Origin of the sequence: Geodermatophilus bullaregiensis, assembly GCF_016907675.1 — a bacterium.
Classification (GTDB): domain Bacteria; phylum Actinomycetota; class Actinomycetes; order Mycobacteriales; family Geodermatophilaceae; genus Geodermatophilus; species Geodermatophilus bullaregiensis.
The window spans coordinates 111,257-135,215 of sequence record NZ_JAFBCJ010000001.1; the positions used below are offsets into that span (position 1 = coordinate 111,257).

Consider the following 23,959-nt stretch of genomic DNA (forward strand, 5'->3'; position numbering starts at 1 on the left):
ACTGCCGGGACGGGTGCGTGGGGACACTCACGCCGCCGGAAACGCCTCTGACACGCACGGTCCACGTCCGGCTGGCACCGTGGAGGACGGCGCCCGAGGTCGTGTGCTCCCCGACCCCCGCCCGCCGTGTCGCGGTGGTGCGCGTCCCCTCCCTCTCCCGAAGGTCTCCGATGCTCTCTCGTCTGCCCTCCCGTGTCCGGACGCCCGTCGCGTCCGCGCCCCCCTCGCTGTCCCGGCTGCGGACCGCCGTCGCCGTCCTCTTCGGACTGGACGGCTTCGTCTTCGGCAGCTGGGCGGCCCGCGTCCCCGACGTCGGTGCCGTCACCGGCGCCGGGCACACCGCCCTGGGCGTCGCGCTGCTGTGCCTGTCGCTCGGTGCGCTGGCCTGCATGCAGGTCACCGGGGGCGTCTGCGCCCGGCTCGGCACCGGCCGCACCGCCGCGGTCGCCGGCGTCGCCGTCAGCGCCGTCGCGGTGCTGCCGGGCCTGGTGTCGACGGTGCCCGCGCTGTGCGCCGCCCTGTTCGTCTTCGGCGCCGCCACCGGGGCGGTGAACGTCGCGGCCAACAGCGCCGGCGTCCAGGTGGAGGCGCGGGTGGGGCGGCCGCTGCTGTCCGGGCTGCACGCGGCCTTCAGCGCCGGCGGGCTGCTCGGCGCGCTGGTCGGCGGCCTGGCCTCGACGGTCGCCGGGGTCGGCGCGCACCTCGCGCTCGTCACCGTGGCCGGCCTCGCCGTCATGGCCTGGGTCGGCCCGGTGCTGGTGCGGGCCGACGCCGGCCGGCCGGCAGCCGGACCGTCGTCCGCGTCCGCGCAGGAGCCGGCGGGTCCCCGGCCCACCGCCGTCCTCGTGGTCCTCGGCGGCATCGCCGGGGCGACCGCCTACGGCGAGGGCGCCCTGTCGGACTGGGGCGCGCTGCACCTGCGCGAGCAGGTGCAGGCCACGCCGGTGCTGGCCGCCGCGGGCTACGCCGGGTTCTCCTCGGCGATGGCGCTGGGCCGGCTGGCCGGTGGCCGGCTCGTCGCGGCGCTGGGGACGCGGCGGCTGCTGGTTGGCGGGGCGCTGCTGGCCGCCGCCGGTGCCCTGGCCGCCGTGACGACGACGTCGCTGCCGGTCGCGCTCACCGGCTTCGTGCTCGTCGGTCTCGGGCTGGCCAACGTCTTCCCGCTGGCCATCGCCCGGGCCGGGGCGCTCGGCGGGCCCTCCGGCGTGGCCCTGTCGACCACGGTCGGCTACACCGGCCTGCTCGGCGGCCCGCCGGTCATCGGCTTCCTCGCCGAGCACGCCGGCCTGCCCACCGCGCTGGGCTCGGTCGCGGTGATGGCGCTGCTGGCCGCCGTGCTGGTGCTCGGCATCGAGGACGACGCGCTGCGCCGGCCCGCCCTGCCGCGGCGGCCGGCGTGGCTGGAGCCGGTGCGCTTCGGGATGCGGCCGGTGGCCGTCGCGCTGCGGCCGGCCACGACCCGGGTGCGGGCCGGCACCGGCGGCTACCTGCGGGACCTGCGCCTGCTCGAGGTCGGCTGACCCCGCCGGGCGAGGCGGCCAGCAGGGCGCGGGCGTGACCGGCGTCCGGTCCCTCGCCGGAGCCTCGCCCCGCGCCGTCGGACGACCGTGACGAGGAGCTCCATGCCCATCCCGCGGTGGTCGCCGACCGAGCAGGAGAAGGCGTACTCGCCCGGCTCCAGGGTCACCTCGAGGGTGCCCGCCCCACCGGGCGCGAGGACCTCGGTGGCCGCGACCTCGCTGCCGCCGGCGTCCTCGACGACCAGGTCGTGGCCCGCCCGGCCGTCGTTGGCCACGTCGATCGTGTAGGTGCCCGCCTCGAGCTCGGTGTCCGGCAGCTCGATCGCGACGTCGACCAGGCCGGCCGGGAGCGACGAGGAGGCCGGCGTCTCCGGGACCGGGGTCGCCGATCCGCCCGCCGAGGAGGACGGGGCGGCCGACGACTCGGCCGACGGCTCAGCGGACGACGAGGACGTCGGCGAACGCGGCCGAGTGGCGGCTGGTGAACGCGTACTCGCCGGGCCGTTCCGGAGCCGGGAAGGTGAGCAGCGCCCGCCCGGGGACGACGACGTCGAAGCTGCCGTCGGCCGCGGTGACGGTGACCTCGGTCGTGCCCGCGTTGTGCACGGTGACCCGGGTGCCCGGCGCCACCGGTGCGGAGACGTGGAAGCGCTCCTCGTCGATGAGCACGGTGACCGAGAGCTCCCCGTGGTCGTGACCGGCCATCGGGTCGGGCGCCGCCGGCGCCGGCTGCCCGGGCGGGCCCGGCTGCGCGTCCGCTGCGGCGGGACCGCCCGTGGCCGGGGTGCCGCCCGGGGGCGGCGGCGCGGCGGAGAGCGCGACGGCGAGGGCGACCGTCCCCAGCATCACGCCCACCTCCACGGCCGCGAACCGCCGGAAGCCCCCGGGCCGGCCGGCCCGCAGGGACCGCAGCGTGACCCGGCGGTGCAGCGCCCCGAGGACACCGAGGGCGAGCAGCGCCGCCGTCTTGGCCAGCAGGAGCCGGCCGTAGCCGGTGCCGGGGACGGCGCGCAGCCCGCCGGGGTCCCCGCCGAGCACCAGCCACGCCGCCAGCAGCCCCGAGGCGCCGGTGAGCACGAAGCACGCCAGCGCCACCGCGCTGAAGCGGGCCGCCGCGGGGACCAGGTCGTCGCGGCGCCGGCCGTACGCCAGGAGGGCGGCCAGCCCGCCGACCCAGACCGCCGCGGTGACCACGTGCACGCCCAGGGTGGTCACGGCCGGCACGTGGTCGTCGGCCGTGGCGGAGTGGCCGGCGAGGACGACGGGGACGACCAGGCCCACCAGTGCCGCTGCGAGCAGCGCGCCGGCCGCCGGCGCGCGGGTGCACCGCCGGGCGAGCAGCGCCACCAGCACGGCGACCCCCGCGGACACCAGCGCGGCCCGGCCGGTGGCCACGTCGGTGACGAAGACGCCGACCGCCGAGGCGGGCAGCGCGAGCGGCCCGACGCCGAGCAGCTCGCTCACGGTGAGCACCGCGCCGGCCGCCGTGGCCGCGGCCCAGGCCAGTGCCCACGCCGAGGCCGCCCGGGCCGCGCGCCGGGACGCGGCGGGGAGGACCCCCCGCACGCCGGGGCGCAGGACGGCGGCGAACAGCAGCGTGCCGACCGTGCCCAGCCCCGCGATCCGGCCCGCCAGGCGGGTGACCGGCAGGCCCCACTCGACGAACGGTCCGGCCGAGCCGAGCCCCGGGGTGCCCGAGCCGGACCGGGCGCCGCCGCCCACCGCGACGGCCAGCACCAGGACGGCGGCCAGCCCGAGCCCGGCCGCCACGAGCGCGCCCCCCGGCACGCGGCGCGGGCGGTCGTGGTCCGGGAGGCCGGAGGCGGGGAGGTCGCGGTCCGGCGAGCCGGTGCGCGGCAGGGCGGTGCCGTCCGCCGTCCCCGCCGGGGGCGACGGCGTCCGGGCCGGGGCGGTCACGACCGCCGGCGCAGCAGGCGGGCGCCCAGGGCCCCGGCGGCGACCAGCAGGCCCGCGCCCACCGCCAGGGCGGCGGGGGACACCGCCGCGGCGTCCTCGGGCGCGGCCGCCTCGGCGGGGACGGCGGCCGGCGGCTCCGCGACGGTTCCGCCGGGAGCGGGCGCCGCCGGCGGTGTCGCATCCGCGGCGGCCGTCCCACCGGCGGCCGTGCTCCCGGTGACGGTGAAGGAGAACGTGCCGTCGAGCGGGTGCCCGTCGGAGGAGGTCACCCGCCACTCGACGCGGTAGGTCCCGGCCGGGAGGTCCGCCGCCAGGGGCTGGCCGACCGTCGTGTCCCGCAGCTCGGCCGGCCCCTCCGACACCGGGGTGCCGTCCGGGCCGGTGACCAGCACCCGGGTGCCCAGGGCCTGCGCCGGCGCGCTCAGCTCGAGCTCGACGAGCCCGGGCGGGGCCGGCACGGTCGCGTCCTGCGCCGGGACCGTGCCGACGAGCTCGTCGTGCGCGGCGGCCGCGGGCACGCCGGCGCCCAGTAGCACGAGGGTGGCGGCGGCGACGGTGGCCAGGGACCCCGCCGTCCGTCGGCGGGCGGCGGGCGCGGGTGGCGTGGACCGGGGACGGGACATGACCGGCGTTCGCGGCCGGGGACGGTCCCGGTTCGCCTCGAGGTCCACGGCACCGATCCTGCCCCCGTGGTGCGGCACTCGAAAGCACCCGATCAGGTTGTTTGCGATCAGAACTGAACCGATCCGGCGGCTCGCTGCGTACACCTGGCGGACGACGCGGGAGCCAGGCACCACCGGCTGGGGGACCCGCTCGGGCCACCGGGTCCTCCCCGACCCGGCCGACGGGCGCACCGATGCGCCCGCGGTGCACGACGGGAGCGGTTCGGAACCGTTCCCGGTGCGGCCGCCCCCGGGCGCCCACGACAAGCCGAGACTCCTGAGGAGCCACCGTGCGCAAGGCACTCGCCCTACCCACCGTCGCCATCGCCGCCGCCGCGTTCCCGCTGCTGACGATGACCCCCGCCCTCGCCGACCACGACGGCAGCTACCAGGCCGACCTCGTGGCGCTCAACCAGTCCGGCGTCTCCGGCACCGGCATGGTCACGCTGGAGGGGAACTCGGCCACGGTGGTGATCGAGGCCGGCGGCTTCCTGGCCGGCGCTCCGCACGCCCAGCACTTCCACATCGCCGCCCAGGGCCAGTGCCCGACCGACGCCGACGACGAGAACGGCGACGGCTTCGTGAGCGTCACCGAGGGGGCGCCCTACTACGGCGCCATCGGCTCCTCGCTGACGACCTCGGGGGACACCAGCCCCGGCAGCGGCCTGGCGATCGACCGGTTCCCGACCGCTGACGACGGCTCGATCAGCTACGAGCGCACCTTCGACGTGACCGAGGACGTGCAGCAGTCCTTCGCCGCCGGCACCGCGGTGCTGGTCCTGCACGGCGTCGACGAGGACGGCAGCGGGGCCTACGACGGCGACGTCATGAGCGACCTGGACCCGTCGCTGCCGATGGAGGCGACCGCTCCGGCCGCCTGTGCCCCGCTGGTGGCGGCCCAGATGGGCACCGCTCCCACCGGTGGCGCGGAGACCGGCGCCGGCAGCACCGCGGGCGTCGAGCAGCAGACCGCGATCGGCGTGGGCGCGGTCGCGCTCGTCGGTGCGGCCGCCGCGGGTGCCGTGGCCTACCGCCGCCGCCAGGCCGACCAGGTCTGACCGCACCGCCGGGCCGCGCGGGGAGCCTCGTCCCCCGCGCGGCCCGGCACCACCACCCTCAGGTCCCGTCCCGGAGGATCCCCGTGACCGAGCAGACCCGCCGCCCCCCGCGCCGCGCCTGGACCGCCCTGGCCGCCGCGCTCGCCGTCGTCGGCGCCGTGGCCGTGGTCATCGCGGTCACCGGGCAGCGGAGCGCACCCACGCCGCCCGCCCCGTCCGGGGCCGCCGGCACGACCACCAGCACGGCGCCGCGGGAGGCCGGCCCCCCGCCCGGGACCGACACCGCGCCCGGTCCGGGGACCGCTGGCGGCACGGGGGCGGCCGCGGACGCGGCGCCGGCCGCCGCGCCGGTGTCGCTGGCGATCCCCTCCATCGGCGTGACCAGCGACCTGCAGCGGCTGGGGCTCAACGACGACGGCACCGTCGAGGTCCCGCCGCTCGGTGCCGACGACCGGGCGGGCTGGTACGACCGCGGCCCCGCGCCGGGTGCGGTCGGTCCCGCGGTCCTGCTCGGCCACGTCGACTCCGCCGAGCACGGGCCCGGCGTCTTCTTCGACCTCGGTGCGCTCCGGCCGGGCGAGGAGGTCACCGTCGCGCGGGAGGACGGCACGGTCGCGGTGTTCGCCGTCGACCGCGTCGAGCGGCACCCCAAGGACGACTTCCCGACCATCGAGGTCTACGGCAACACCGACGACGCCCAGCTGCGGCTGATCACCTGCGGCGGGGACTTCGACTCCTCGGCCCGCAGCTACGAGGACAACGTGATCGCCTTCGCCACGCTGGTGACCACCCGTCCGGCCTGAGCCCGCGGCGGCTCACCCGGACCGGGGCGGCACCGCGATCTTGTACTGGGCGATCTTGCGGTAGAGCGTCGCGCGGCCGATGCCGAGCTCCTCGGCGACGCGGGTCATCGTGGTGCCGGGCTCGGTCAGGCACCGCACGATCTCGTCGCGCTCGAGCCGCTCCAGCCGCGACAGCGGCCGGGTGCCGCCGTCGAGCACCTCCGGTGCCAGGTGGTGGACGTCGACGACGTCGGCGCGCGCCGCGGCGTCGCGGACGACGCGGCGCAGCTGCCGGACGTTGCCCGGCCACGCGCAGGCCTCCAGCGCCCGCGCGGCGCGCGGCGTCAGGTCGACCGCCCGGTGGCGCTCCTGGCGGGCGACCCACCGCGCCAGGGGCAGCACGTCGTCGGTGCGTGCGCGCAGCGGCGGGACCTCGGTGACCGCCTCGACCAGGCGGGCGAGCGGGTCGGGCAGCACGGTGAACTCCGGGGCGGTCAGCACGAAGGGCTGCGGCCGGCCCGCGCGGCGGGCGGCGGCGAGGGTCTGCGCCAGGTCGCCGGCGGCCCAGGCGGGCAGGTGCGCCGACCCGGAGACGATCACGCAGGTGCCGGGGTCGCGCAGCTCCGGCGTCCACAGCTCCAGCCACGCCGCCACGTCCCCGTCCTCCGGCGCGCGGGCGTGCAGCAACCGCTGCCGCCCGGGCAGCCGCCGCCGCGCCAGGGCGGCCAGCGTCGCCTTGCCCGCGCCGGGCTCGCCCACCACGGCCAGCACCCGCCCGTCGGCGACCGCCGCCGACGCCTCGCCGACCGCGGCGAGCCAGCCCGCCGAGACGCACGGGTCGCCGTCGTCAGCGGCCACCGAGCCCCGGACGACGGAGAAGACCTCGCCGCGGGGCGCCGGACGGACCGTGCGGCCGCCGGCGCGCACGAGCATGAGCGCGCTCGTGGCGGACGCCGCCGTCTGGGCCAGGCCCAGCAGCAGGTCCGACGAGGCGTCCGACCAGGTGGTCAGGTTGATGCTGCCGGCCAGCTCGCCGGTGACCGGCTCGAGCACCGGGGCCGCGGCGCACGTGTAGCCGCGCAGGTCGGTGCAGTAGTGGTCGCCGGCCCGCACCAGGGAGGGCGCCCGGTCGGCCAGCGACAGGCCCAGCCCGTTGGTGCCGGCGTTGCGCTCGCTGTAGGTGAACCCCGGCGCGAGGTGCACCCGGTCCAGCGACCGCCGGATGCCGGGGTCGTCGCCGAGCCGGGCCAGCACGAGCCCCTCGGCGTCGGCGACCATCAGGCTGACCGGCTCGTTGGCGATCGCCGACTGCAGGTCGGTGAGGACGCGGTGCGCGCACTCGTACAGCAGCGAGCCGGTGTCGGGGGAGCCGGTGAAGACCGGGATGACCTCGTCCGGCGGTACGCCGTAGCCCTGGCTGCGCTGCCACGACGCGCGCAGCCGCGGAGCCGCCGCCCGGCCGGCCAGGGCGGGGTCGGCGAGCGGGCCGCGGGGCACCGGCAGGTCGTCCCGGTCCGGGTCCACGGGGGCCTCCGGGGCATCGAGGGCTGGGCCACGGGTGGTCGTGCGGGGTGTGGTGTGCGCCACGCAATCTACGCGCGCCTGCGCCGGTGCCGGTGTCCCGAAGTGAGACACCGGACGGGTGTTCCCGCCCGGTCCGGCTGCCTAGCGTCGACCCCGAGAGGTGACCCACCTCACGACCGAGCCGACGGAGGCCCCGGATGTACACCAAGGACGGCGAGCAGTACTACGTCGTGGACGCCCACATCGCGCTGTGGGACGCCCGCCCGGACAACCAGCGCAACATCCACGGCAAGCAGTTCATCGACTGCTTCTACGACTACCACCGCAACCTCAGCCCGGAGTCCGAGGTGTGGCCCTACGAGGAGTACCTCTACCAGGGCGGCGAGCGGCTGATGCGCGACGTGTTCGCCGACGGGATCGTCGACCACGCGGTCTTCCAGCCGGCGCGGCTCGCGGAGTTCTACCACCGCGGCTTCGGCCAGACCGAGGAGGCGTTCGCCCTCGCGCAGGCCCACCCGGACGAGCTGACCTACAACCACTACTGGGACCCGCGCGACGGCGAGAACGGCCTGGAGAAGCTCCGCGCCGACGCCGAGCGCATGCACCTGAAGGGCGTGAAGCTCTACACCGCCGACTGGCACGGCGAGTCCCGCGGTTGGAAGCTGTCCGACCCCATGGCCTACCGGTACCTCGAGGCCTGCCGCGAGCTGGGCATCCGCAACATCCACGTCCACAAGGGCCCGACCATCCGGCCGCTGGACCGCGACGCCTTCGACGTCGCCGACGTCGACCACGCGGCCACCGACTTCCCCGACCTGACGTTCGTGGTGGAGCACTGCGGCCTGCCGCGCCTGGAGGACTTCTGCTGGATCGCCACCCAGGAGCCCAACGTGGTCGCGGGCCTGGCCGTCGCGATCCCGTTCATCCACACCCGGCCGCGGTACTTCGCGCAGATCATGGGCGAGCTCGTCTACTGGCTGGGGGAGGACCGCATCCTCTTCTCCAGCGACTACGCGCTGTGGACGCCCAAGTGGCTGGTCGAGCGGTTCGTCGACTTCCAGATCCCCGAGGACATGACCGAGTACGCGCCGCTGAGCACCGAGGTGAAGAAGAAGGTGCTCGGGCTCAACGCCGCCCGGCTCTACGACCTCGAGGTGCCCGCGCACCTGCGGCTGCCCGAGGCCGACGAGACGCAGACCGGCCCGCGCGAGCCCGCGGCCGCCGACCTCGCGTCGGTCTGAGGCGGACGCCGATGACCGCCGTCCTGCCGGACCTGCGCAGCGAGGTGCGCGCGGCGCTGGGCACCGTCGTCGACCCCGAGCTCGACGAGCCGATCACCGACCTCGGCTTCGTCCGCTCGGTGGCCGTCGACGGCGACGCGGTGGAGGTGCACCTGCGCCTGCCCACGTCGTTCTGCGCGCCGAACTTCGCCTGGCTGATGGTCTCCGACGCCTCCGACGCGGTGACCGCCGTCCCGGGGGTGGGCCGCGTGGTGGTCGAGCTCGACGACCACTCCGACTCCGACCTCATCAACGCCGGTCTCGCCGCCGGGGCCGGCTACCGCGGCACCTTCGGCTCCGAGGCGGAGGAGTCCCTCGACGCGCTGCGGGCGACCTTCCTCCGCAAGGGCCACACCGCCGCGATGGAGCGGGCGGTGAGCGCGCTGCTGCGGTCCGCCCCGGACACCGACGTCGCCGCGCTCACCCTCGGCGACCTCCCGCCGGGGGAGCACACCACCGACGCGCTGCTGCGCCGCCGCGCCGCCCTCGGGCTGCCGGTCGACGCCGCCGCACCCGTGCTCGTGCTCGACGACGGCACCCGCCCCGACCCCGCCCAGGCGCCGATGGTGCTGCGCCGGGCCCGGTCGGTGCGCATCTCCGTCGACGGCAACGCGCACTTCTGCCGCGGGCTGCTCACCACCCGCTACCCCGGGTCGGAGGCCGACCAGGCGCCCCGCCCCGAGGACCGACCGCTGCTCCCGCTCACCGTCTCGAAGGGAACCCGCCCGTGAAGGCCGTCCGCGTGCACGACTACCACGCCGACCCCAGGATCGACGACATCCCCGAACCGCAGCTCCGGGGTCCCTTCGACGTCATCGTCAAGGTCGGCGGCGCCGGGGTCTGCCGGACCGACCTGCACATCCTCGAGGGCCAGTGGGCCGACCTGCAGAACCCGGACCTGCCCTACGTGATCGGGCACGAGAACGCCGGGTGGGTGCACCAGGTCGGGGAGGGGGTCACCAACGTCGCCGTCGGTGACACCGTGATCCTGCACCCCCAGCCCAGCTGCGGCCTGTGCACGCCCTGCCGCGCCGGCCGGGACATGCAGTGCGAGAACGCCTTCTTCCCCGGGTTGTCCAACGACGACGGCGGCATGGCCGAGTACCTGCGCACCACCGCCCGCGCCTGCGTGAAGCTCGACCCGTCGACCGACCCCGCCGACGTCGCCGCCCTCGCCGACGCCGGCATCACCGCCTACCACGCCGTGCGCAAGGCCCTGCCGCTGCTGCACCCGGGCACGACGGCGGTCGTGCAGGGCGCCGGGGGGCTCGGCCACATCGGCGTCCAGTGCCTGGCCGCCCTGTCGGGCACCCGGGTCGTCGTCGTCGACCGCAACCCCGACGCCCTGGAGCTCGCCCGGCAGATCGGGGCGGACGAGACCGTGGTCGCCGACGGTGACCAGGTGCAGGCGGTCCAGGACCTGACCGGCGGGGGCGCGGACGTCGTCTTCGACTTCGTCGCCGAGCAGGGCGCGGAGATGGACGGCTGGCGCATGACCGGCCCGGCCGGCTCGTACTACGTCATCGGGTACGGCGGCGAGCTCCGGATCCCGACGCTGGACCTCGTCGCCGGCGAGAAGAACGTCGTCGGCAACATCGTCGGCACCTACACCGACCTGGCCGAGCTGATGGTGCTCGCGCAGGCCGGGAAGGTCACCCTGCACACCCAGCAGTACCCGCTGGACAGGGCCGTCGACGCGCTCGGCGACCTCGATGCCGGGAAGGTCCGGGGGCGCGCCATCCTCGTCCCCTGAGAGGAGGGCCCTCCTGCCCCCACCGCTGGCACGCTCGCGGCGGGACCCCGCAGGAGGGCCGCCCGTCCCCGCGGCGGCGGGCCGACCCTGCCGGGGCGGCCCGCCGCCGGTCAGGGGGTCTGCGTCGGCGCGCGCCGGTGGTGCGGGCTGTCCGGGTTCAACAGCGAGTGCTTGCGGCCGTAGGCGAAGTAGATGACCAACCCGATGAGGAGCCAGACGCCGAAGCGCGCCCAGGTCTCCCAGGGCAGCTGCCAGATCAGGAACAGCGACGACAGCACCCCGAACGCGGGGACGAAGGGCATGAAGGGCAGGCGGAAGGAGCGGGGGGTGTCGGGCCGGGTGTAGCGGAACAGGATGACCGCGGCGCAGACGACGATGAACGCGGACAGGATGCCGATGTTGGTCAGGTCCGCGACGGCGCGGATCGGGAAGACGCCGGCGAGCAGGGCGGAGGCCACCCCGGCGATCCAGGTCACCCGCTGCGGGGTGCCGGTCCGGTCCACCTGGGCGAACCACGGCGGCAGCAGCCCGTCGCGGCTCATGGAGAACCAGACGCGGGTGACGCCGAGCAGGAAGGTCAGCATCACGGTCAGGATCGACAGCACGGCGAAGACCGAGATGATGCTGGCGATCACCGGCAGGCCGACGCTGGTGAAGGCCGAGGCGAAGCCGGCGGTCGGGTCGATGTCCCGGTAGTTCTGCATCCCGGTCAGCACCAGGGTGGCGGCCACGTACAGCGTCATCGCGATGATCAGCGACAGGACGATCGCCTTGGGCATGTGCTTCTTGCCGTCCTCGGCCTCCTCGGCGGCGGTGCTCATGGCGTCGTAGCCGAAGACCGCGAAGAAGACCGTGGCCGCGCCGGTGAGCACCGGACCGAACCCGGCGGGCATGAACGGGTCGTAGTTCCCGGCGTTGATGTAGAAGACGCCCAGCCCGATGATGAACAGGATCAGCACGATCTTGATGGCCACGGCCACGAGCTCGAAGCGGCCGAAGGCCTTGGTGCCGCGGCTGAGGATGAAGGTCACGAGCAGGCAGATCAGGATGGCCGGGATGTTGACGATCCCGCCCTCCTCGGCGGACGCGGTGACCGCGGTCGGCAGGCTGAGGCCGAAGCCGTCGAGGAACGCCTCGAGGTAGCCCGAGATGCCGATCGCCACGACGGCCACGATGGCGATGTACTCCAGCAGCAGGTCCCAGCCGATGAACCAGCCGATGATCTCGCCGAGGGCGACGTACCCGTAGGTGTAGGCGGAGCCGGCCCGCGGGATCATGCCGGCGAACTCGGCGTAGGAGACCGCCGCGGCCGCCGACGCCAGACCGGCGATGAGGAAGGCGATCAGCACGGCCGGCCCGACGCCGGGGTTGTCCGCGTCACCGGCGGCCACCAACCCGGCGAGGGAGAAGATCCCGACGCCGATGATGCCGCCGACACCGATCGCGGTCAGCTGCCAGAGCCCGAGGCTCTTGGCGAGCGCACCGGCGCCGCTGTCCTTCTCGATCTCGTCCATCTGCTCGACCGGCATGCGCCGCCAGACGGACCGCCGTTCCGGAGTGCTCATCGGTGTGCTCCCTCGACGTGGGGCGTCCGGGCACGGCGGGTGCCGGGGACGGGGAGGCGCTCCGGACACTCCGGGGCGCGCGGCCGGGGCGGCTCCGCGCCGAGGGTCCTCGCCCCCCACCCGTCTGGCAAAAGGAGGCGCCGACCCACCTCCGGGCGGGGCGCGCCTGCCCGCCGCGGGACAGCAGCCCGCCGGCAGGTGTCGGGGACGCCACAGCGGCCTCCGGCGGGCCGTGACACCGCGGAGTCGTCACCCGTCCGTAACCTCGTCCGGTGCTCCCCGTGACCCGGTACCGCCCGCAGCGGTTCGTCCGCCTGCCCGACCGGGCGCGGCGGGCCATCTCCGGCTCCGGTCCGCCCACCGCGCCGATCGGGCTGCGCTCCCAGCCCAGCCGGGTGGACGACCTCACCGCGCACGCGGCGCTGGGCCTGGCCCTGCGCATCGGGGAGTCGATGCTGGCCGTGGGGGCCTCCGCGGCCGACGTGACCGCCACGGTGCTCCGGGTGGCGGCGGCCCACGGTCTGACCGCCTGCCAGGTCGACGTCACCTTCACGTCGCTGACGATCAGCTACGACCGGGACGACGCCCTGCCGCTGACCGTCATGCGCATCGTGCACACCCGCGGGATGGACTACACCCGCCTGCAGGGGGTCACCGACCTGGCGCGGGAGGTCGGGGCGGGCGACCTCGACCTCGAGGAGGCGCACCGCCGGCTGGACCGCGTCGTCGCCGCGCCGCACCCCTACCGCCGCCGCATCCACGCGCTGGGGTGGTCGGGGGTGGCCGGCGCCGTCGGGTTCCTGCTCGGCGGCGGGTGGCTGGTCGCCCTGGTAGCGGCGCTGACCACGGCGTCGATCGAGCAGGTCATGCGCGCGCTGGACCGGCGCGGGCTCCCGCTGTTCTTCCAGCAGGCGGTCGGCGCCGCAGTGGCGACGGGGGTGGCCGTGCTCCTGGTGGTCTTCGACGTCGGCGTCCGCAGCTCGCTGGTCGTCGCCGCGGGGATCGTGGTGCTCCTCGCGGGACTGTCCCTGGTGGGCGCCGCCGAGGACGCGATCAGCGGCTTCCCGGTCACCGCCGCCGCGCGGGCCTTCGAGGTGCTGACCCTGACCGCCGGCATCGTCGTCGGCATCGCCGGCGTGCTGGACCTGGCGCAGCGGGCGGGGGTCCCGCTGGCGCTGGTCGACCCCTCGCACGCCGACGTGCCCTCCGCCGTCGCCCTCGCCGCGGCGGCCGGGATCGCCGGCTTCTGGGCGCTGGCGTCCTACGCCCGCCCGCGCGGCGTCGCCGTCGCCACCGCGGCCGGCGCGCTGTCGTGGGCGGTCTCCTCGGCGGCCGGGTCGCTCGGCGCGGGGCCGGCGGTCGCCAGCGCCGCCGGTGCCCTGCTCGTCGGCTTCTGCGGGGAGGCCCTGACCGGCCGGTTGCGGATCCCCCCGCTGCTGGTCGCCGTCTGCGGCATCGTCCCGCTGCTGCCCGGGCTGGCGATCTACCAGGGCCTGTTCGCGATCGTCGTGGACGCCGACGTCCCCGGCGGGCTGGACGCCCTCGTCGGTGCCGCCGCGATCGGCCTCGGCCTGGCCGCCGGCGTCACGCTGGGCGAGCACCTCGGCCGGCCGCTGAGCCGCGAGCACGACCGGTTCGACCGGCGGGTGCGCCTGCGCGCGACGACCACCGACTGAGACCTCCGTCCCGCCCCGGCCCGCGGTGCCGCGCCGGCTGGGACACTCGGGTGCGGAGACCACCCGCGCGGACACGCCCCCGAGGTCCGACGCCGGGCCCGCGGGACGCCGGCGGTGGTCCAGACGCCGTCCGAGCCCCCCACGCGCACGCGTCGCGCACCCGGGGACGAGTAGCCGAGGAAACCGCGATCCGCATGCCCGACCACATCGCCGCAGTCCTGTTCGACATGGACGGCACCCTCGTGGAGACCGAGCAGCACTGGGGGACGGCGCTGTTCGCCCTCGCCCGGCGGCTGGGCGGCGAGCTCAGCGCCGCCGCCCGGGAGGCCACCGTGGGCACGACCGTGCGCGCCTCCATGGGGGTCCTCTACGCCGACCTGGGGCTCGACCGCGGCGAGGAGGAGCTGCAGGCCGACGCCGGCTGGGTCATGGACACCGTCGCGGAGCTCCTGGCCGCCGACGTCCCCTGGCGACCGGGCGCCCGGGAGCTGATCGCCGAGCTGCGGGCGGCGGCGGTGCCCACCGCCCTGGTGACGACGACGCCGCGGCGGCTGGCCGACCTGGTGATCGCCCAGCTCGAGCGCGCCTTCCCCGACGTGCCGCCGTTCGACCTCACCGTCTGCGGCGACGAGGTGCCCGCCCGCAAGCCCGACCCGGCGCCCTACCTGCAGGCCGCCGCGGCGCTCGGCGTCGACCCGGCCGACTGCGTGGTGGTCGAGGACTCCGCCGCCGGCGTGGCCGCGGGCCTGGCCGCCGGGGCCGCGGTGCTCGGCGTGCCGTCGCTGCAGCCGCTGACGCCCGCGCCGGGCCTGGTGCTGCGGGACACGCTGGCCGGGGTCGGGCTCGACGGGCTCGCCGGCGTGCTGGCCGGCCGCGACGCCGTCGACGCCCCCGCCTAGGCAGCCGGCGCGACCTCGCGGCCGCGGGCGACCACGACGCGCGGCCGCTGCAGGCCGGTCACGTCGGCGGTGAGGTCGCCGTCGGCCACCAGGAGGTCGGCGTCGTGGCCGGCCACCAGCCGCCCCGTGCGTCCGCCCAGCCCGCAGGCGCGCGCGGCCCGCGACGTCGCCGCGGTCAGCGCCTCCGCCGGCGGCACGCCGCAGGCGCCCACCAGGTCGGCCACCGCGTACGCCACCTGACCGTGCGGCTTGGCCGGGCCGATCCCGGCGTCGGTGCCGGCGAGGAGGGTCACCCCCGCCCGGTGCAGGTCCGCCACGTGCGCCAGGTGCGCCTCGACCGTCGTCCCGGCCGCGACCATGCGGGCCTGCACGTGCGGCGGCGGGTCGACGCCCGGCAGGAACCCCACGGTGGGGCACACGGCGGTGCCGCCGGCCACGAGCGCGGCGGCGAGCCCCGGTGGCAGGCGGACGCCGGCGGGCGTCAGGCAGCTGCAGTGCTCGATGCCGTCGACCCCGGCCGCGACGCAGCGCTCGACCGCCGCCAGGCCGTGCGCGTGCGCGGTCACCGGCAGCCCGGACCGGTGCGCCTCGTCGACCACGGCGCGCAGCTCCGCGACGGTGAACTGGCACGCGGTGAGGTCCGTGCCGGGCGTGAGCAGGCCCCCGCTGGCCATGACCTTGACGACGCCGGCGCCGCGCTCGGCCCGCTCGCGCACCGCACGCCGCAGGGCCGCGACCCCGGACGTCTCGCCGCCCATCGACCAGCAGTGCCCGCCGGGTGAGGTGATCGGCGGCCCGGCGGCGACGACCGTCGGCCGCGCACCGTCGCGCCCGGTGCGGTCGAGGACCGTCCAGTGGTGGTCGCCGAGGTCGCGGACGGTGGTGACCCCCGCCCGCAGCGTCGCCTGCTCCGCGGCCGTGACGACGGCGTCGAGCCGCGCCGCGTCCAGCTCGGGGACCTGGTCGAGTGCCCGTGGACCGCCGTCGGCGCAGAGGTGGACGTGGGTGTCGACCAGCCCGGGCAGGAGCGTGCCGCCGGGGACGTCGGTGACCGCGCAGCCCTCCGGCGCCGGCGCGGTGGCCGGCTCGACCCCGACGATCCGGCCGCCCTCGACCAGCACCAGGGCGCCGTCGCGCAGGAACCGTTCGCCGTCGAAGGCGGTGCCCGCCCGGTACCCGTGCACGCCGGCTCCCAGGGACGGGGACTGAGGAGGGGCGACGCTAGTGACGGACGGCGAGCGGTGTCGACGGGTCCTGCCGCGTTCCGCTGGGACGAGGGCCCGCCGGCCGCAGGGGCGGGGGGTACGGCGGCCCCGGACTCGCGAGGGGGAGCTCTGCCCCGTCGAGGTGCCGCTCGTACGTCCGGGCCGTGTGCCGCAGCCCGGCGGCCTCGTAGGAGGCGGAGGCGGCCGGGTCGTCGGCCGAGACCTGCAGCGGGTAGCAGCCGGCCGCCTCCCCGTGGGTGCGGGCGGCGGCGAGCAGCGCCCGGCCCACCCCGGCGCGGCGGTGTGCCCGGTCGACCACGACCTTCTCCACCAGCAGGTACGGCCGTCCGCCGCGGGCGGCGTTCGCGACGACCGTGACGTCCGCGGTGCCCACGGGCCGCCCGCCGAGCTCGGCCAGCAGGACCGTCCGGCCCGGCGTCGCCAGCGTCGTCCAGGCCTCCCGCACGCGCTCGTCGGCCCGCACGTCGAGCTCCTCGTGGGGCGGCCGGTAGAGGGCGGCGCTCTCACGGCCCCCCTGCAGGGTCCCGCTGCGAGCTCGCGAGTAGCGGGGGGCAGGGGGGTCCTTCCTCAGTCGCGCTCGACGACCGGCAGGGTGGGCCACCCGGCCGCGGCGGCGGCCTCGGCGGGGAACGGCGGGGGAGTGCCGCCGAAGGCCGGGCACAGCGCCTGGTGGTCGCACCAGTCGCACAGCCGCGTGCGGTTGGGCCGGAAGTCACCCGTGGCCACGGCCCGCTCGATCGCCGCCCAGATGGCCAGCAGCGTCCGCTCGAAGCGCACCAGCTCGCCCTCGTCGGGGGCGTAGGTGAGCGCGTCGCCGTCGCCGAGGTAGATGAGCTTGAGCTGGCTGGCCACCACGCCGCGGGTGCGCCACAGCACCAGCGCGTAGAACTTCATCTGGAACAGCGCCTTGGCCTCGAACGCCTCCCGCGGCATCGAGCCGGTCTTGTAGTCCACGACCCGCAGCGCGCCGTTGCGGGCGACGTCGAGCCGGTCGACGTACCCGCGCAGCAGCAGCCCGTCGGGCAGCGTGACCTCGACCAGCTCCTCGCGGCCCTCGGGCTGGATGCGGGTCGGGTCCTCCAGCGAGAAGTAGGTCTCCACCAGCTCCCCGGCCGAGGCCAGCCACGACTCCAGCGAGGGGGGAGCCGCGTCGTCGTCGCCGGCGGTGAACAGCGCCTCGACCTCCGGGTCGGCCCGCAGCTCGTCCCAGGCCGGCGCGACCAGGCCGCGGGCGGCGTCGACGGTGCGCTCGGCCGGCGGCAGGTCGTAGAGCCGCTCGAGGACGGTGTGCACCAGCGTGCCGCGCACCGCCGCGGCGCTCTTCTTCTCCGGCAGCCGGTCGATGGTGCGGAACCGGTAGAGCAGCGGGCAGGTCTTGAAGTCCGCCGCCCGGCTCGGCGACAGCGACGGCCGCCGCGGTGCCCGCTCGGCCGCCGCGTCGGGCCCGGGCGCGCCCGGGGCGGTGCCGGCAGCGGAGTCGGTGTGCACCATCGCCGTCATGCCTCCGAGGCTAGGTCGCCCCACCGACAGTCCCGCGCACCCCGCGCCGGGCGGGCGGCGTCCGGCGCTCGCCTAGGCTGGCCGCCCGTGGACCCGCACCCCGAGCCCCCCGCGACCGTCGAGACCGCCCCGGAGGCGGCGCCGGCCGCGGTGCCCGCCGAGGAGGGGGCCGACGAGCCGGCCGCGGCGTCGACCAACCAGCCGGCCGCGGCGCCCGCCCCCGCCGCGGGGCCGGTCCGGGCCGCCGGACCCGCCGAGCCGGGAGCCGGGCCCGTGCCCTTCGTCGCCGGCGACCGGGTGCAGCTCACCGACCCCAAGGGCCGGCTGCACACCGTCGTCCTCACCCCCGGCAAGCAGTTCCACACCCACCGCGGCGCCATCGCCCACGACGACCTCATCGGCGCACCCGAGGGCTCGGTCGTGCACTCCACCGCCAACACCGGCTACCTGGCCTTCCGCCCGCTGCTGGCCGACTTCGTGCTGTCGATGCCCCGCGGCGCGCAGGTCGTCTACCCCAAGGACGCCGCCCAGATCGTCGGCAACGGCGACATCGGCCCCGGCATGCGCGTCCTGGAGGCCGGCGCCGGGTCGGGCGCGCTGACCTGCTCGCTGCTGCGCGCCGTCGGCGAGCACGGCCGGGTCACCAGCTACGAGCGGCGCGAGGACTTCGCCGACGTCGCCCGCGGCAACGTGGCCGCCTTCTTCGGCGGCGGCGTCCCCGACACCTGGGACCTGCGCCCGGGCGACCTCGCCGACCACCCCGCCGAGGAGGTCGTCGACCGGGTCGTGCTCGACATGCTCGAGCCGTGGGCGGTGCTGCCCACCGTCGCCGCGGCGCTGCGACCCGGCGGCGTCCTGGTCGGCTACGTGGCCACCGTCACCCAGCTGTCCACCTACGTGGAGGCGCTGCGCGCCCAGGGCGTCTGGACCGAGCCGTACGCCTGGGAGTCGCTGGTGCGGCCCTGGCACGCCGTGGGCCTGGCGGTGCGTCCCGAGCACCGGATGGTGGCGCACACCGCCTTCCTCGTCACCGCCCGCCGGCTCGCCGAGGGCGTCGTCGCACCCGCCCGCCAGCGCCGCGCGCACAAGTAGGAGGGCCCCGCGAGCCCACGGCGCGGTGACGGCCCGCGTGTATAGATTTGCCTCCTGGCTCCCCCCGATCTGCGGAGGTGCGCGATGGGCCCCGGCCTTGGTAATGGTCCCGACGAGTTCCGAGCACGGCGGGAGCGCGACGTGTCCGCGCTGCTCGCCCAGATCTCCTACCTCGAGGAGGAGATCGGTCTGCTGCGCCGCAAGGTGGCCGACAGCCCCCGTCAGACGCGGGTCCTGGAGGAGCGGATCGCCGAGGCGGAGGGCCGCGCGGCGTTCCTCTCCGAGCGCAACGACAAGCTGGCCGGCACGCTGCGCGACGCCCGCGAGCAGCTGGTCACGCTCAAGGAGGAGGTGGACCGGCTCGGGCAGCCGCCGTCGGGCTACGGCGTCTTCCTGGGCCGGCACGACGACGGCACGGTCGACGTCTTCACCGGCGGCCGCAAGCTGCGGGTGTCGGTCTCGCCCGCGGTCGAGGGCGAGGAGCTGCGCCCCGGCCAGGAGGTCATGCTCAACGAGGCGATGAACGTCGTCGAGGCGCTCGGCTACGAGAAGCAGGGCGACGTCGTCATGCTCAAGGAGCTGCTCGAGCCGCTCGACGGGGTCACGCAGCGCGCGCTGGTCATCGGCCACACCGACGAGGAGCGGGTGGTCTACCTGGCCGACTCGCTGACCGACCAGCCGCTGCGGGTGGGCGACTCGCTGCTGCTGGAGTCGCGGTCGGGCTACGTCTACGAGCGGATCCCCAAGAGCGAGGTCGAGGAGCTCGTCCTCGAGGAGGTCCCCGACATCGACTACTCCGACATCGGTGGCCTCGCCCGGCAGATCGAGCAGATCCGCGACGCCGTCGAGCTGCCGTTCCTGCACGCCGACCTGTTCCGCGAGTACGAGCTGCGCCCGCCCAAGGGCATCCTGCTCTACGGCCCGCCCGGCTGCGGCAAGACGCTCATCGCCAAGGCGGTGGCCAACTCGCTGGCCAAGAAGGTCGCCGCGGTGAAGGGGGAGGGGCAGGCGAAGTCCTACTTCCTCAACATCAAGGGCCCCGAGCTGCTCAACAAGTACGTCGGCGAGACCGAGCGGCACATCCGGCTGGTGTTCCAGCGCGCCCGGGAGAAGGCCAGCGAGGGCACGCCGGTCATCGTGTTCTTCGACGAGATGGACTCGATCTTCCGCACCCGCGGGTCGGGCGTGTCCTCCGACGTCGAGTCGACGATCGTCCCGCAGCTGCTCAGCGAGATCGACGGCGTCGAGGGCCTGGAGAACGTCATCGTCATCGGCGCCTCCAACCGCGAGGACATGATCGACCCGGCGATCCTGCGGCCGGGCCGGCTCGACGTGAAGATCAAGATCGAGCGTCCCGACGCCGAGGCCGCCCGCGACATCTTCAGCAAGTACCTGAGGACCACGCTGCCGATCCACCCCGACGACCTCGCCGAGAACGGCGGCAGCCGCGAGGCGACCATCCAGGGGATGATCCAGCGCACGGTCGAGCGGATGTACACCGAGAGCGAGGAGAACCGCTTCCTCGAGGTGACCTACGCCAACGGCGACAAGGAGGTCCTGTACTTCAAGGACTTCAACTCCGGCGCCATGCTGCAGAACATCGTCGACCGCGCGAAGAAGATGGCCATCAAGGAGAGCCTGGAGACCGGGTCGAGCGGTCTGCGGGTCGGTCACCTCATGCAGGCCTGCGTCGACGAGTTCAAGGAGAACGAGGACCTGCCCAACACGACCAACCCCGACGACTGGGCGCGGATCTCGGGCAAGAAGGGCGAGCGGATCGTCTACATCCGCACGCTCATCAGCGGCAAGGGCAACGACTCCGGCCGCGCCATCGACACGGCCACCAACACCGGCCAGTACCTCTGAGCCGGACCCGGCCGCCCTCCCGCGCGGAGGGCGGCCGGGTGCTGCCCGTGGGGCGCCCGCCCGAGCCGGTCGTCGCCGCTCGGTGCCGGCCCTCCACGCACCACCGGGCCCCGCGTGGGCGGCGCCTAGTCTCGGGAGCATGAGCGTGCGCCGGGTCATGGGGACCGAGGTCGAGTACGGCATCTCGGTCCCCGGGCAGCCCACGGCCAACCCCACGACCCTGTCCAGCCAGGTGGTCAACGCCTGGGCGGTGGCCGACGCCCCGACCCGCCGGCGGCCGCGGTGGGACTTCGAGGAGGAGTCGCCGCTGCGCGACGCCCGCGGCTTCGACCTCTCGCCGGCCAACGCGCTGGACCACACCGACCTCGACGAGGACTCGGGGATGGCCAACGTCATCCTCACCAACGGCGCGCGGCTCTACGTCGACCACGCGCACCCGGAGTACTCGACGCCGGAGGTCACCAACCCGCGCGACGTCGTCCTCTGGGACAAGGCGGGGGAGCGGGTGATGGCCGAGGCGGCCCGCCGGGCCGCGCGCATCCCGGGGACCCAGCCGATCCAGCTGTACAAGAACAACACCGACGGCAAGGGCGCCAGCTACGGCGCGCACGAGAACTACCTGATGGACCGGCGGACGCCGTTCATCGACATCATCCGCGGGCTCATCCCCTTCTTCGTGACCCGGCAGGTCTTCGCCGGTGCCGGCCGGGTCGGCATCGGCACCGAGAGCCGCACCAGGGGCTTCCAGATCTCCTCGCGTGCCGACTTCTTCGAGGTCGAGGTCGGGCTGGAGACGACGCTCAAGCGGCCGATCATCAACACCCGCGACGAGCCGCACGCCAACCCCGACGAGTACCGCCGCCTGCACGTCATCATCGGCGACGCGAACCTCGCCGAGCTGGCCACCTACCTCAAGGTCGGGACGACGTCGCTGGTGCTGGCGATGATCGAGGCCCGGGCGCTGACCGAGGACCTCTCAATCGAGGAGCCGGTCGCCGCGCTGCAGGCGATCAGCCACGACCCGACGCTGGCCACCCGGGTGCGGCTGCGCGACGGGCGCCGGATGAGCGCCCTCGACGTCCAGCGGGCCTACCTCGACCAGGCCGCGCGCTTCGTCGACCGCACCGGCAGCGGCGACGAGCAGACCGCCGACGTGCTGCGCCGCTGGGCCGAGGTGCTCGACGACCTCGCCGTCGACCCGATGCGCTGCGCCGACCGGCTGGACTGGCCGGCCAAGCTGCGCCTCCTCGAGGGCTACCGCGCCCGCGACGGCCTGGACTGGGGGGACTCGCGACTGCAGCTGGTGGACCTGCAGTACGCCGACGTCCGCCCGGACAAGGGCCTCTACGCCCGGCTCGTGGCGCGCGGCTCGATGCAGCGGCTGCTCACCGACGACGAGGTGACCCGCGCGATGGTCACCCCGCCGTCGGACACCCGGGCGTTCTTCCGCGGCGAGTGCCTGCGGCGCTTCCCGGCCCAGGTGGCCGCCGCGTCGTGGGACTCGGTGGTCTTCGACCTCGGCCGGGAGAACCTGGTGCGCATCCCGACGATGGAGCCGCTGCGCGGCACCCGGGAGCACGTCGGCCTGCTGTTCGAGTCGACGTCGTCGGCGCAGGAGCTGGTCGACACGATCACCGGCGGCTGATGGCGGACGTCGTCGCGGCCGCGCGGGCGCTGGCCGCCGACCTGCTCGCGCCGGCCGCCGGGGCGGTCGACGCGGCCGGGGCGCTGCCGCGCGGGCACCTCGACGCGCTGGCCGCCGCCGGCCTGTACGGGCTCACCGGACCGCGCTCGTCCGGCGGGCTGGGCGGCGACGTGGCGGCGGTGGCGGCGGTCGTCGAGGAGCTGGCCGCGGGCGACCTCGCCACGACGTTCGTGTGGCTGCAGCACCTGGGCGTGGTGGTGCGGGTGGCCGCGCACGGGCCGCCGCCGGTGCGCGCGCGCCTCGCCGACCTCTGCGCCGGCCGGCTCCGGGCCGGGATCGCGCTGCAGGCGGCGGTGCGGCCCGGCCCGCCGGCGATCCGGGTGCGGGCGGACGGCGGGGACCTGGTCCTCGACGGCGCGGTCCCGTGGGTGACCGGCTGGGGCGCCGTCGACGTCGTCCTGGTGGCGGCCCGGGACGGCGAGGAGGTGGTCTTCGTGCTGGCCGACGCGGTCGAGGGGCCGACCCTGGCCGTGGCGCCGCAGCGGATGGTGGCGGTGCAGGCGAGTGCCACGGTGGAGCTGCGGCTCGCCGGGCACCGGGTGCCGGCCGGGCGGCTGGTGCACCGCGCGCCGCTGGCCGGGCTGCTGGCTGCGGACGCGGCCACGCTGCGGGTCAACGGGTCGCTGGCGCTCGGCCTGGCGCTGCGCTGCACCCGGCTGATCGGCCCCTCGCCGCTGGACGACGACCTGGCCGCCGCCCGCGCCCGGCTCGACGCGGCCGCGCCGGAGGAGCTGCCGGACGCCCGCGGGGAGGCGGCGGCGCTGGCGCACCGTGCGGCGGGCGCGCTGGTGGTGGCCACCGGGAGCGGTGCGGTCCGTGCCGGCAGCGCCGCCGAGCGGACCGTGCGGGAGGCGGTGTTCCTGCTGGTGTTCGGTTCGCGGCCGGCGATCCGGGCGTCGCTGCTGAGCCGGCTGGGCGCGGGGGGCTGAGCCCGCGCACGACCGTTATGCCCAACTGCCCGCCGCGACCGTCCCCGGTCCGGGCCGGGGGACCCACGGCTGTCGGTACCTGCGGGTAGTTTCAGCGACAGCACGCACTCGGCGCGCACCAGGGGAGGGCACATGGCCACCAGGGACACCGGCGGGCAGCAGCGGACGACCCGCTCACGCGAGGAGACCGAGGAGGTCGAGGCGTCGGTCGACACGGAGGTCGCCGAGCGGCACAAGGAGATGTCCGAGGACGTCGACGCCATCCTCGACGAGATCGACGACGTCCTCGAGGAGAATGCGGAAGAGTTCGTCAGGAGCTATGTGCAAAAAGGCGGCGAGTGACCGTTCCTGGCTCAGGCCAAGACGGCCGCGGAGAACGGTGCTGTCAAGTACTGGCCCGACTGTGGTGAACACCGCGCCGTAGAGCAGTTCACACGGGACCGGCGTCGGGTCGATGGACTCGCCTGGTACTGCCGGGACCACGCCCGGCGCCGCCTCCGGATCTCGAAGGAGCGCCGCCAGGGCCCACCCAGGCACCGGCATGACCTCGAGCGCACGGTGCCCGAGGGGCACACGTGGTGTCCGGACCGCGACACCGTCAAGCCTCTCGTCGAGTTCCCGAAGACCCCGGTCAGCGAGACCGGCCGGCACACGTACTGCCGGCTCTGCCACGACGCCCGCGGGCGCGCATCGCGGGAGGAGGTCGGCGGCTCTCGCACGTACCACCTGAAGCGGCGGTACGGGATCACGGCCGAGGAGGCCGATGCGGTGCTCGCCGAGCAGCGCGGGCTCTGCGCCACCCGTGAGGTCGCGCCGGCGGAGCACGTCGACCACGACCACGTGACGGGGAAGGTGCGGGTCCTGCTCCGCTTCGACTGCAACGGTGGCCCGGGCCGGTTCGGGGACGATCCGCAACCCCTGTACGCCGCTGTCGAGTACGTCGCCCGGCACCGCGCGCGCCACGGCCGCTGTGGCGAGGAGCCGCTCGCCCGGAGGTGACCGCGG

General features: G+C 75.9%; 22 protein-coding genes. 14 read left to right on the forward strand and 8 right to left on the reverse strand.

Features of this window, described 5'->3' with window-relative positions; genetic code table 11:
* The first annotated feature begins 170 nt into the window (after window positions 1-170).
* Complete coding sequence (locus JOD57_RS00430) at window positions 171-1,520, forward strand: MFS transporter (protein ID WP_204690085.1); 1,350 nt, start codon at window positions 171-173, stop codon at window positions 1,518-1,520.
* Here the strand turns inward: JOD57_RS00430 and JOD57_RS27165 are convergent.
* From JOD57_RS27165 to JOD57_RS00445, 3 genes are all read right to left on the reverse strand, one after another.
* Window positions 1,484-1,795 (reverse strand): cupredoxin domain-containing protein, encoded by a 312-nt coding sequence (locus JOD57_RS27165; protein WP_204690087.1) that lies wholly within the window; start codon window positions 1,793-1,795, stop codon window positions 1,484-1,486. The genes JOD57_RS00430 and JOD57_RS27165 overlap by 37 nt on opposite strands.
* A 160-nt stretch (window positions 1,796-1,955) precedes the next feature.
* Complete coding sequence (locus JOD57_RS00440; RefSeq protein ID WP_204690088.1) at window positions 1,956-3,437, reverse strand: CopD family protein; 1,482 nt, start codon at window positions 3,435-3,437, stop codon at window positions 1,956-1,958.
* Window positions 3,434-4,108, reverse strand: coding sequence for a copper resistance CopC family protein (locus JOD57_RS00445; protein WP_204690089.1), 675 nt, complete (start codon window positions 4,106-4,108; stop codon window positions 3,434-3,436). The genes JOD57_RS00440 and JOD57_RS00445 overlap by 4 nt, the downstream gene beginning before the upstream one ends.
* A gap of 281 nt (window positions 4,109-4,389) precedes the next feature.
* Here JOD57_RS00445 and JOD57_RS00450 point away from each other — a divergent pair, with 281 nt between their 5' ends.
* Together JOD57_RS00450 and JOD57_RS00455 are read left to right on the forward strand one after the other, a co-directional pair.
* The gene (locus tag JOD57_RS00450; RefSeq protein ID WP_204690090.1) at window positions 4,390-5,157 is read left to right on the forward strand and encodes a GVDTG sorting domain-containing protein; all 768 of its coding nucleotides are present in this window, start codon (window positions 4,390-4,392) and stop codon (window positions 5,155-5,157) included.
* Between the two features lie 83 nt (window positions 5,158-5,240).
* Window positions 5,241-5,960, forward strand: coding sequence for a class F sortase (locus tag JOD57_RS00455; protein WP_307824334.1), 720 nt, complete (start codon window positions 5,241-5,243; stop codon window positions 5,958-5,960).
* Between the two features lie 12 nt (window positions 5,961-5,972).
* Here the strand turns inward: JOD57_RS00455 and JOD57_RS00460 are convergent, their stop codons facing one another.
* Window positions 5,973-7,463 (reverse strand): AAA-type ATPase lid domain-containing protein, encoded by a 1,491-nt coding sequence (locus JOD57_RS00460; RefSeq protein WP_307824335.1) that lies wholly within the window; start codon window positions 7,461-7,463, stop codon window positions 5,973-5,975.
* 197 nt (window positions 7,464-7,660) lie between these two features.
* On the opposite strand from JOD57_RS00460, the gene JOD57_RS00465 reads away from it, so the two are divergent.
* The 3 genes from JOD57_RS00465 to JOD57_RS00475 are packed head-to-tail and all read left to right on the forward strand — an operon-like array spanning window position 7,661 to window position 10,496.
* Window positions 7,661-8,704 (forward strand): amidohydrolase family protein, encoded by a 1,044-nt coding sequence (locus JOD57_RS00465; RefSeq protein WP_204690091.1) that lies wholly within the window; start codon window positions 7,661-7,663, stop codon window positions 8,702-8,704.
* Between the two features lie 11 nt (window positions 8,705-8,715).
* Window positions 8,716-9,474 carry a metal-sulfur cluster assembly factor gene (locus JOD57_RS00470; protein ID WP_204690092.1) on the forward strand — a complete coding sequence of 253 codons (759 nt, stop codon included), beginning with the start codon at window positions 8,716-8,718 and terminating at the stop codon, window positions 9,472-9,474.
* Window positions 9,471-10,496 (forward strand): NAD(P)-dependent alcohol dehydrogenase, encoded by a 1,026-nt coding sequence (locus JOD57_RS00475; RefSeq protein WP_204690093.1) that lies wholly within the window; start codon window positions 9,471-9,473, stop codon window positions 10,494-10,496. The genes JOD57_RS00470 and JOD57_RS00475 overlap by 4 nt, the downstream gene beginning before the upstream one ends.
* A 110-nt stretch (window positions 10,497-10,606) precedes the next feature.
* On the opposite strand, the gene JOD57_RS00480 is transcribed toward JOD57_RS00475, so the two are convergent.
* On the reverse strand, window positions 10,607-12,061 hold the full coding sequence (locus tag JOD57_RS00480; protein WP_204690094.1) for an amino acid permease: 1,455 nt from the start codon (window positions 12,059-12,061) through the stop codon (window positions 10,607-10,609).
* A 272-nt stretch (window positions 12,062-12,333) separates the two neighbouring features.
* Between JOD57_RS00480 and JOD57_RS00485 the strand changes: the two genes are divergently transcribed.
* Both JOD57_RS00485 and JOD57_RS00490 read left to right on the forward strand, forming a co-directional pair.
* Window positions 12,334-13,737, forward strand: coding sequence for a threonine/serine exporter family protein (locus JOD57_RS00485; RefSeq protein WP_307824336.1), 1,404 nt, complete (start codon window positions 12,334-12,336; stop codon window positions 13,735-13,737).
* A gap of 194 nt (window positions 13,738-13,931) precedes the next feature.
* Window positions 13,932-14,636, forward strand: coding sequence for an HAD family hydrolase (locus JOD57_RS00490; protein WP_204690095.1), 705 nt, complete (start codon window positions 13,932-13,934; stop codon window positions 14,634-14,636).
* On the opposite strand, the gene JOD57_RS00495 is transcribed toward JOD57_RS00490, so the two are convergent.
* From JOD57_RS00495 to JOD57_RS00505, 3 genes are read right to left on the reverse strand one after another with little or no spacing between them, the layout of a single operon-like run.
* Complete coding sequence (locus JOD57_RS00495; RefSeq protein WP_204690097.1) at window positions 14,633-15,820, reverse strand: amidohydrolase family protein; 1,188 nt, start codon at window positions 15,818-15,820, stop codon at window positions 14,633-14,635. The two genes, JOD57_RS00490 and JOD57_RS00495, sit on opposite strands and share 4 nt — an antisense overlap.
* A gap of 37 nt (window positions 15,821-15,857) precedes the next feature.
* Window positions 15,858-16,541 carry a GNAT family N-acetyltransferase gene (locus tag JOD57_RS00500; RefSeq protein ID WP_307824337.1) on the reverse strand — a complete coding sequence of 228 codons (684 nt, stop codon included), beginning with the start codon at window positions 16,539-16,541 and terminating at the stop codon, window positions 15,858-15,860.
* Window positions 16,430-17,362 (reverse strand): RecB family exonuclease, encoded by a 933-nt coding sequence (locus tag JOD57_RS00505; RefSeq protein WP_239567993.1) that lies wholly within the window; start codon window positions 17,360-17,362, stop codon window positions 16,430-16,432. Before JOD57_RS00505 ends, JOD57_RS00500 begins: the two co-directional genes overlap by 112 nt.
* Before the next feature lie 87 nt (window positions 17,363-17,449).
* Between JOD57_RS00505 and JOD57_RS00510 the strand changes: the two genes are divergently transcribed.
* The 6 genes from JOD57_RS00510 (at window position 17,450) to JOD57_RS26575 (ending at window position 23,953) form a co-directional block, all read left to right on the forward strand.
* Window positions 17,450-18,454 (forward strand): tRNA (adenine-N1)-methyltransferase, encoded by a 1,005-nt coding sequence (locus JOD57_RS00510; protein WP_443667575.1) that lies wholly within the window; start codon window positions 17,450-17,452, stop codon window positions 18,452-18,454.
* A 141-nt stretch (window positions 18,455-18,595) separates the two neighbouring features.
* Entirely contained in the window at window positions 18,596-20,320 is a 1,725-nt protein-coding gene (arc, locus tag JOD57_RS00515) for a proteasome ATPase (protein WP_307824338.1), read from the forward strand.
* A 139-nt stretch (window positions 20,321-20,459) separates the two neighbouring features.
* On the forward strand, window positions 20,460-21,965 hold the full coding sequence (gene dop, locus JOD57_RS00520) for a depupylase/deamidase Dop (RefSeq protein WP_239567996.1): 1,506 nt from the start codon (window positions 20,460-20,462) through the stop codon (window positions 21,963-21,965).
* Window positions 21,965-22,954, forward strand: a complete 990-nt coding sequence (locus JOD57_RS00525; RefSeq protein WP_204690100.1) for an acyl-CoA dehydrogenase family protein — start codon at window positions 21,965-21,967, stop codon at window positions 22,952-22,954. Before dop ends, JOD57_RS00525 begins: the two co-directional genes overlap by 1 nt.
* Before the next feature lie 132 nt (window positions 22,955-23,086).
* Complete coding sequence (locus JOD57_RS00530) at window positions 23,087-23,296, forward strand: ubiquitin-like protein Pup (protein WP_204690101.1); 210 nt, start codon at window positions 23,087-23,089, stop codon at window positions 23,294-23,296.
* 216 nt (window positions 23,297-23,512) lie between these two features.
* Entirely contained in the window at window positions 23,513-23,953 is a 441-nt protein-coding gene (locus tag JOD57_RS26575) for an endonuclease domain-containing protein (RefSeq protein WP_204690102.1), read from the forward strand.
* Window positions 23,954-23,959 lie beyond the last annotated feature (6 nt).

Excerpts from the sequence above, each read along its gene's own strand:
- JOD57_RS00430 (WP_204690085.1), top strand. The coding sequence starts at position 171 with ATGCTCTCTCGTCTGCCCTCCCGTGTCCGGACGCCCGTCGCGTCCGCG.
- JOD57_RS00465 (WP_204690091.1), top strand. The coding sequence starts at position 7,661 with ATGTACACCAAGGACGGCGAGCAGTACTACGTCGTGGACGCCCACATC.
- JOD57_RS00470 (WP_204690092.1), top strand. The coding sequence starts at position 8,716 with ATGACCGCCGTCCTGCCGGACCTGCGCAGCGAGGTGCGCGCGGCGCTG.
- JOD57_RS00480 (WP_204690094.1), bottom strand. The coding sequence starts at position 12,061 with ATGAGCACTCCGGAACGGCGGTCCGTCTGGCGGCGCATGCCGGTCGAG.
- JOD57_RS00490 (WP_204690095.1), top strand. The coding sequence starts at position 13,932 with ATGCCCGACCACATCGCCGCAGTCCTGTTCGACATGGACGGCACCCTC.
- JOD57_RS00505 (WP_239567993.1), bottom strand. The coding sequence starts at position 17,362 with ATGACGGCGATGGTGCACACCGACTCCGCTGCCGGCACCGCCCCGGGC.
- dop (WP_239567996.1), top strand. The coding sequence starts at position 20,460 with ATGAGCGTGCGCCGGGTCATGGGGACCGAGGTCGAGTACGGCATCTCG.
- JOD57_RS00525 (WP_204690100.1), top strand. The coding sequence starts at position 21,965 with ATGGCGGACGTCGTCGCGGCCGCGCGGGCGCTGGCCGCCGACCTGCTC.
- JOD57_RS00530 (WP_204690101.1), top strand. The coding sequence starts at position 23,087 with ATGGCCACCAGGGACACCGGCGGGCAGCAGCGGACGACCCGCTCACGC.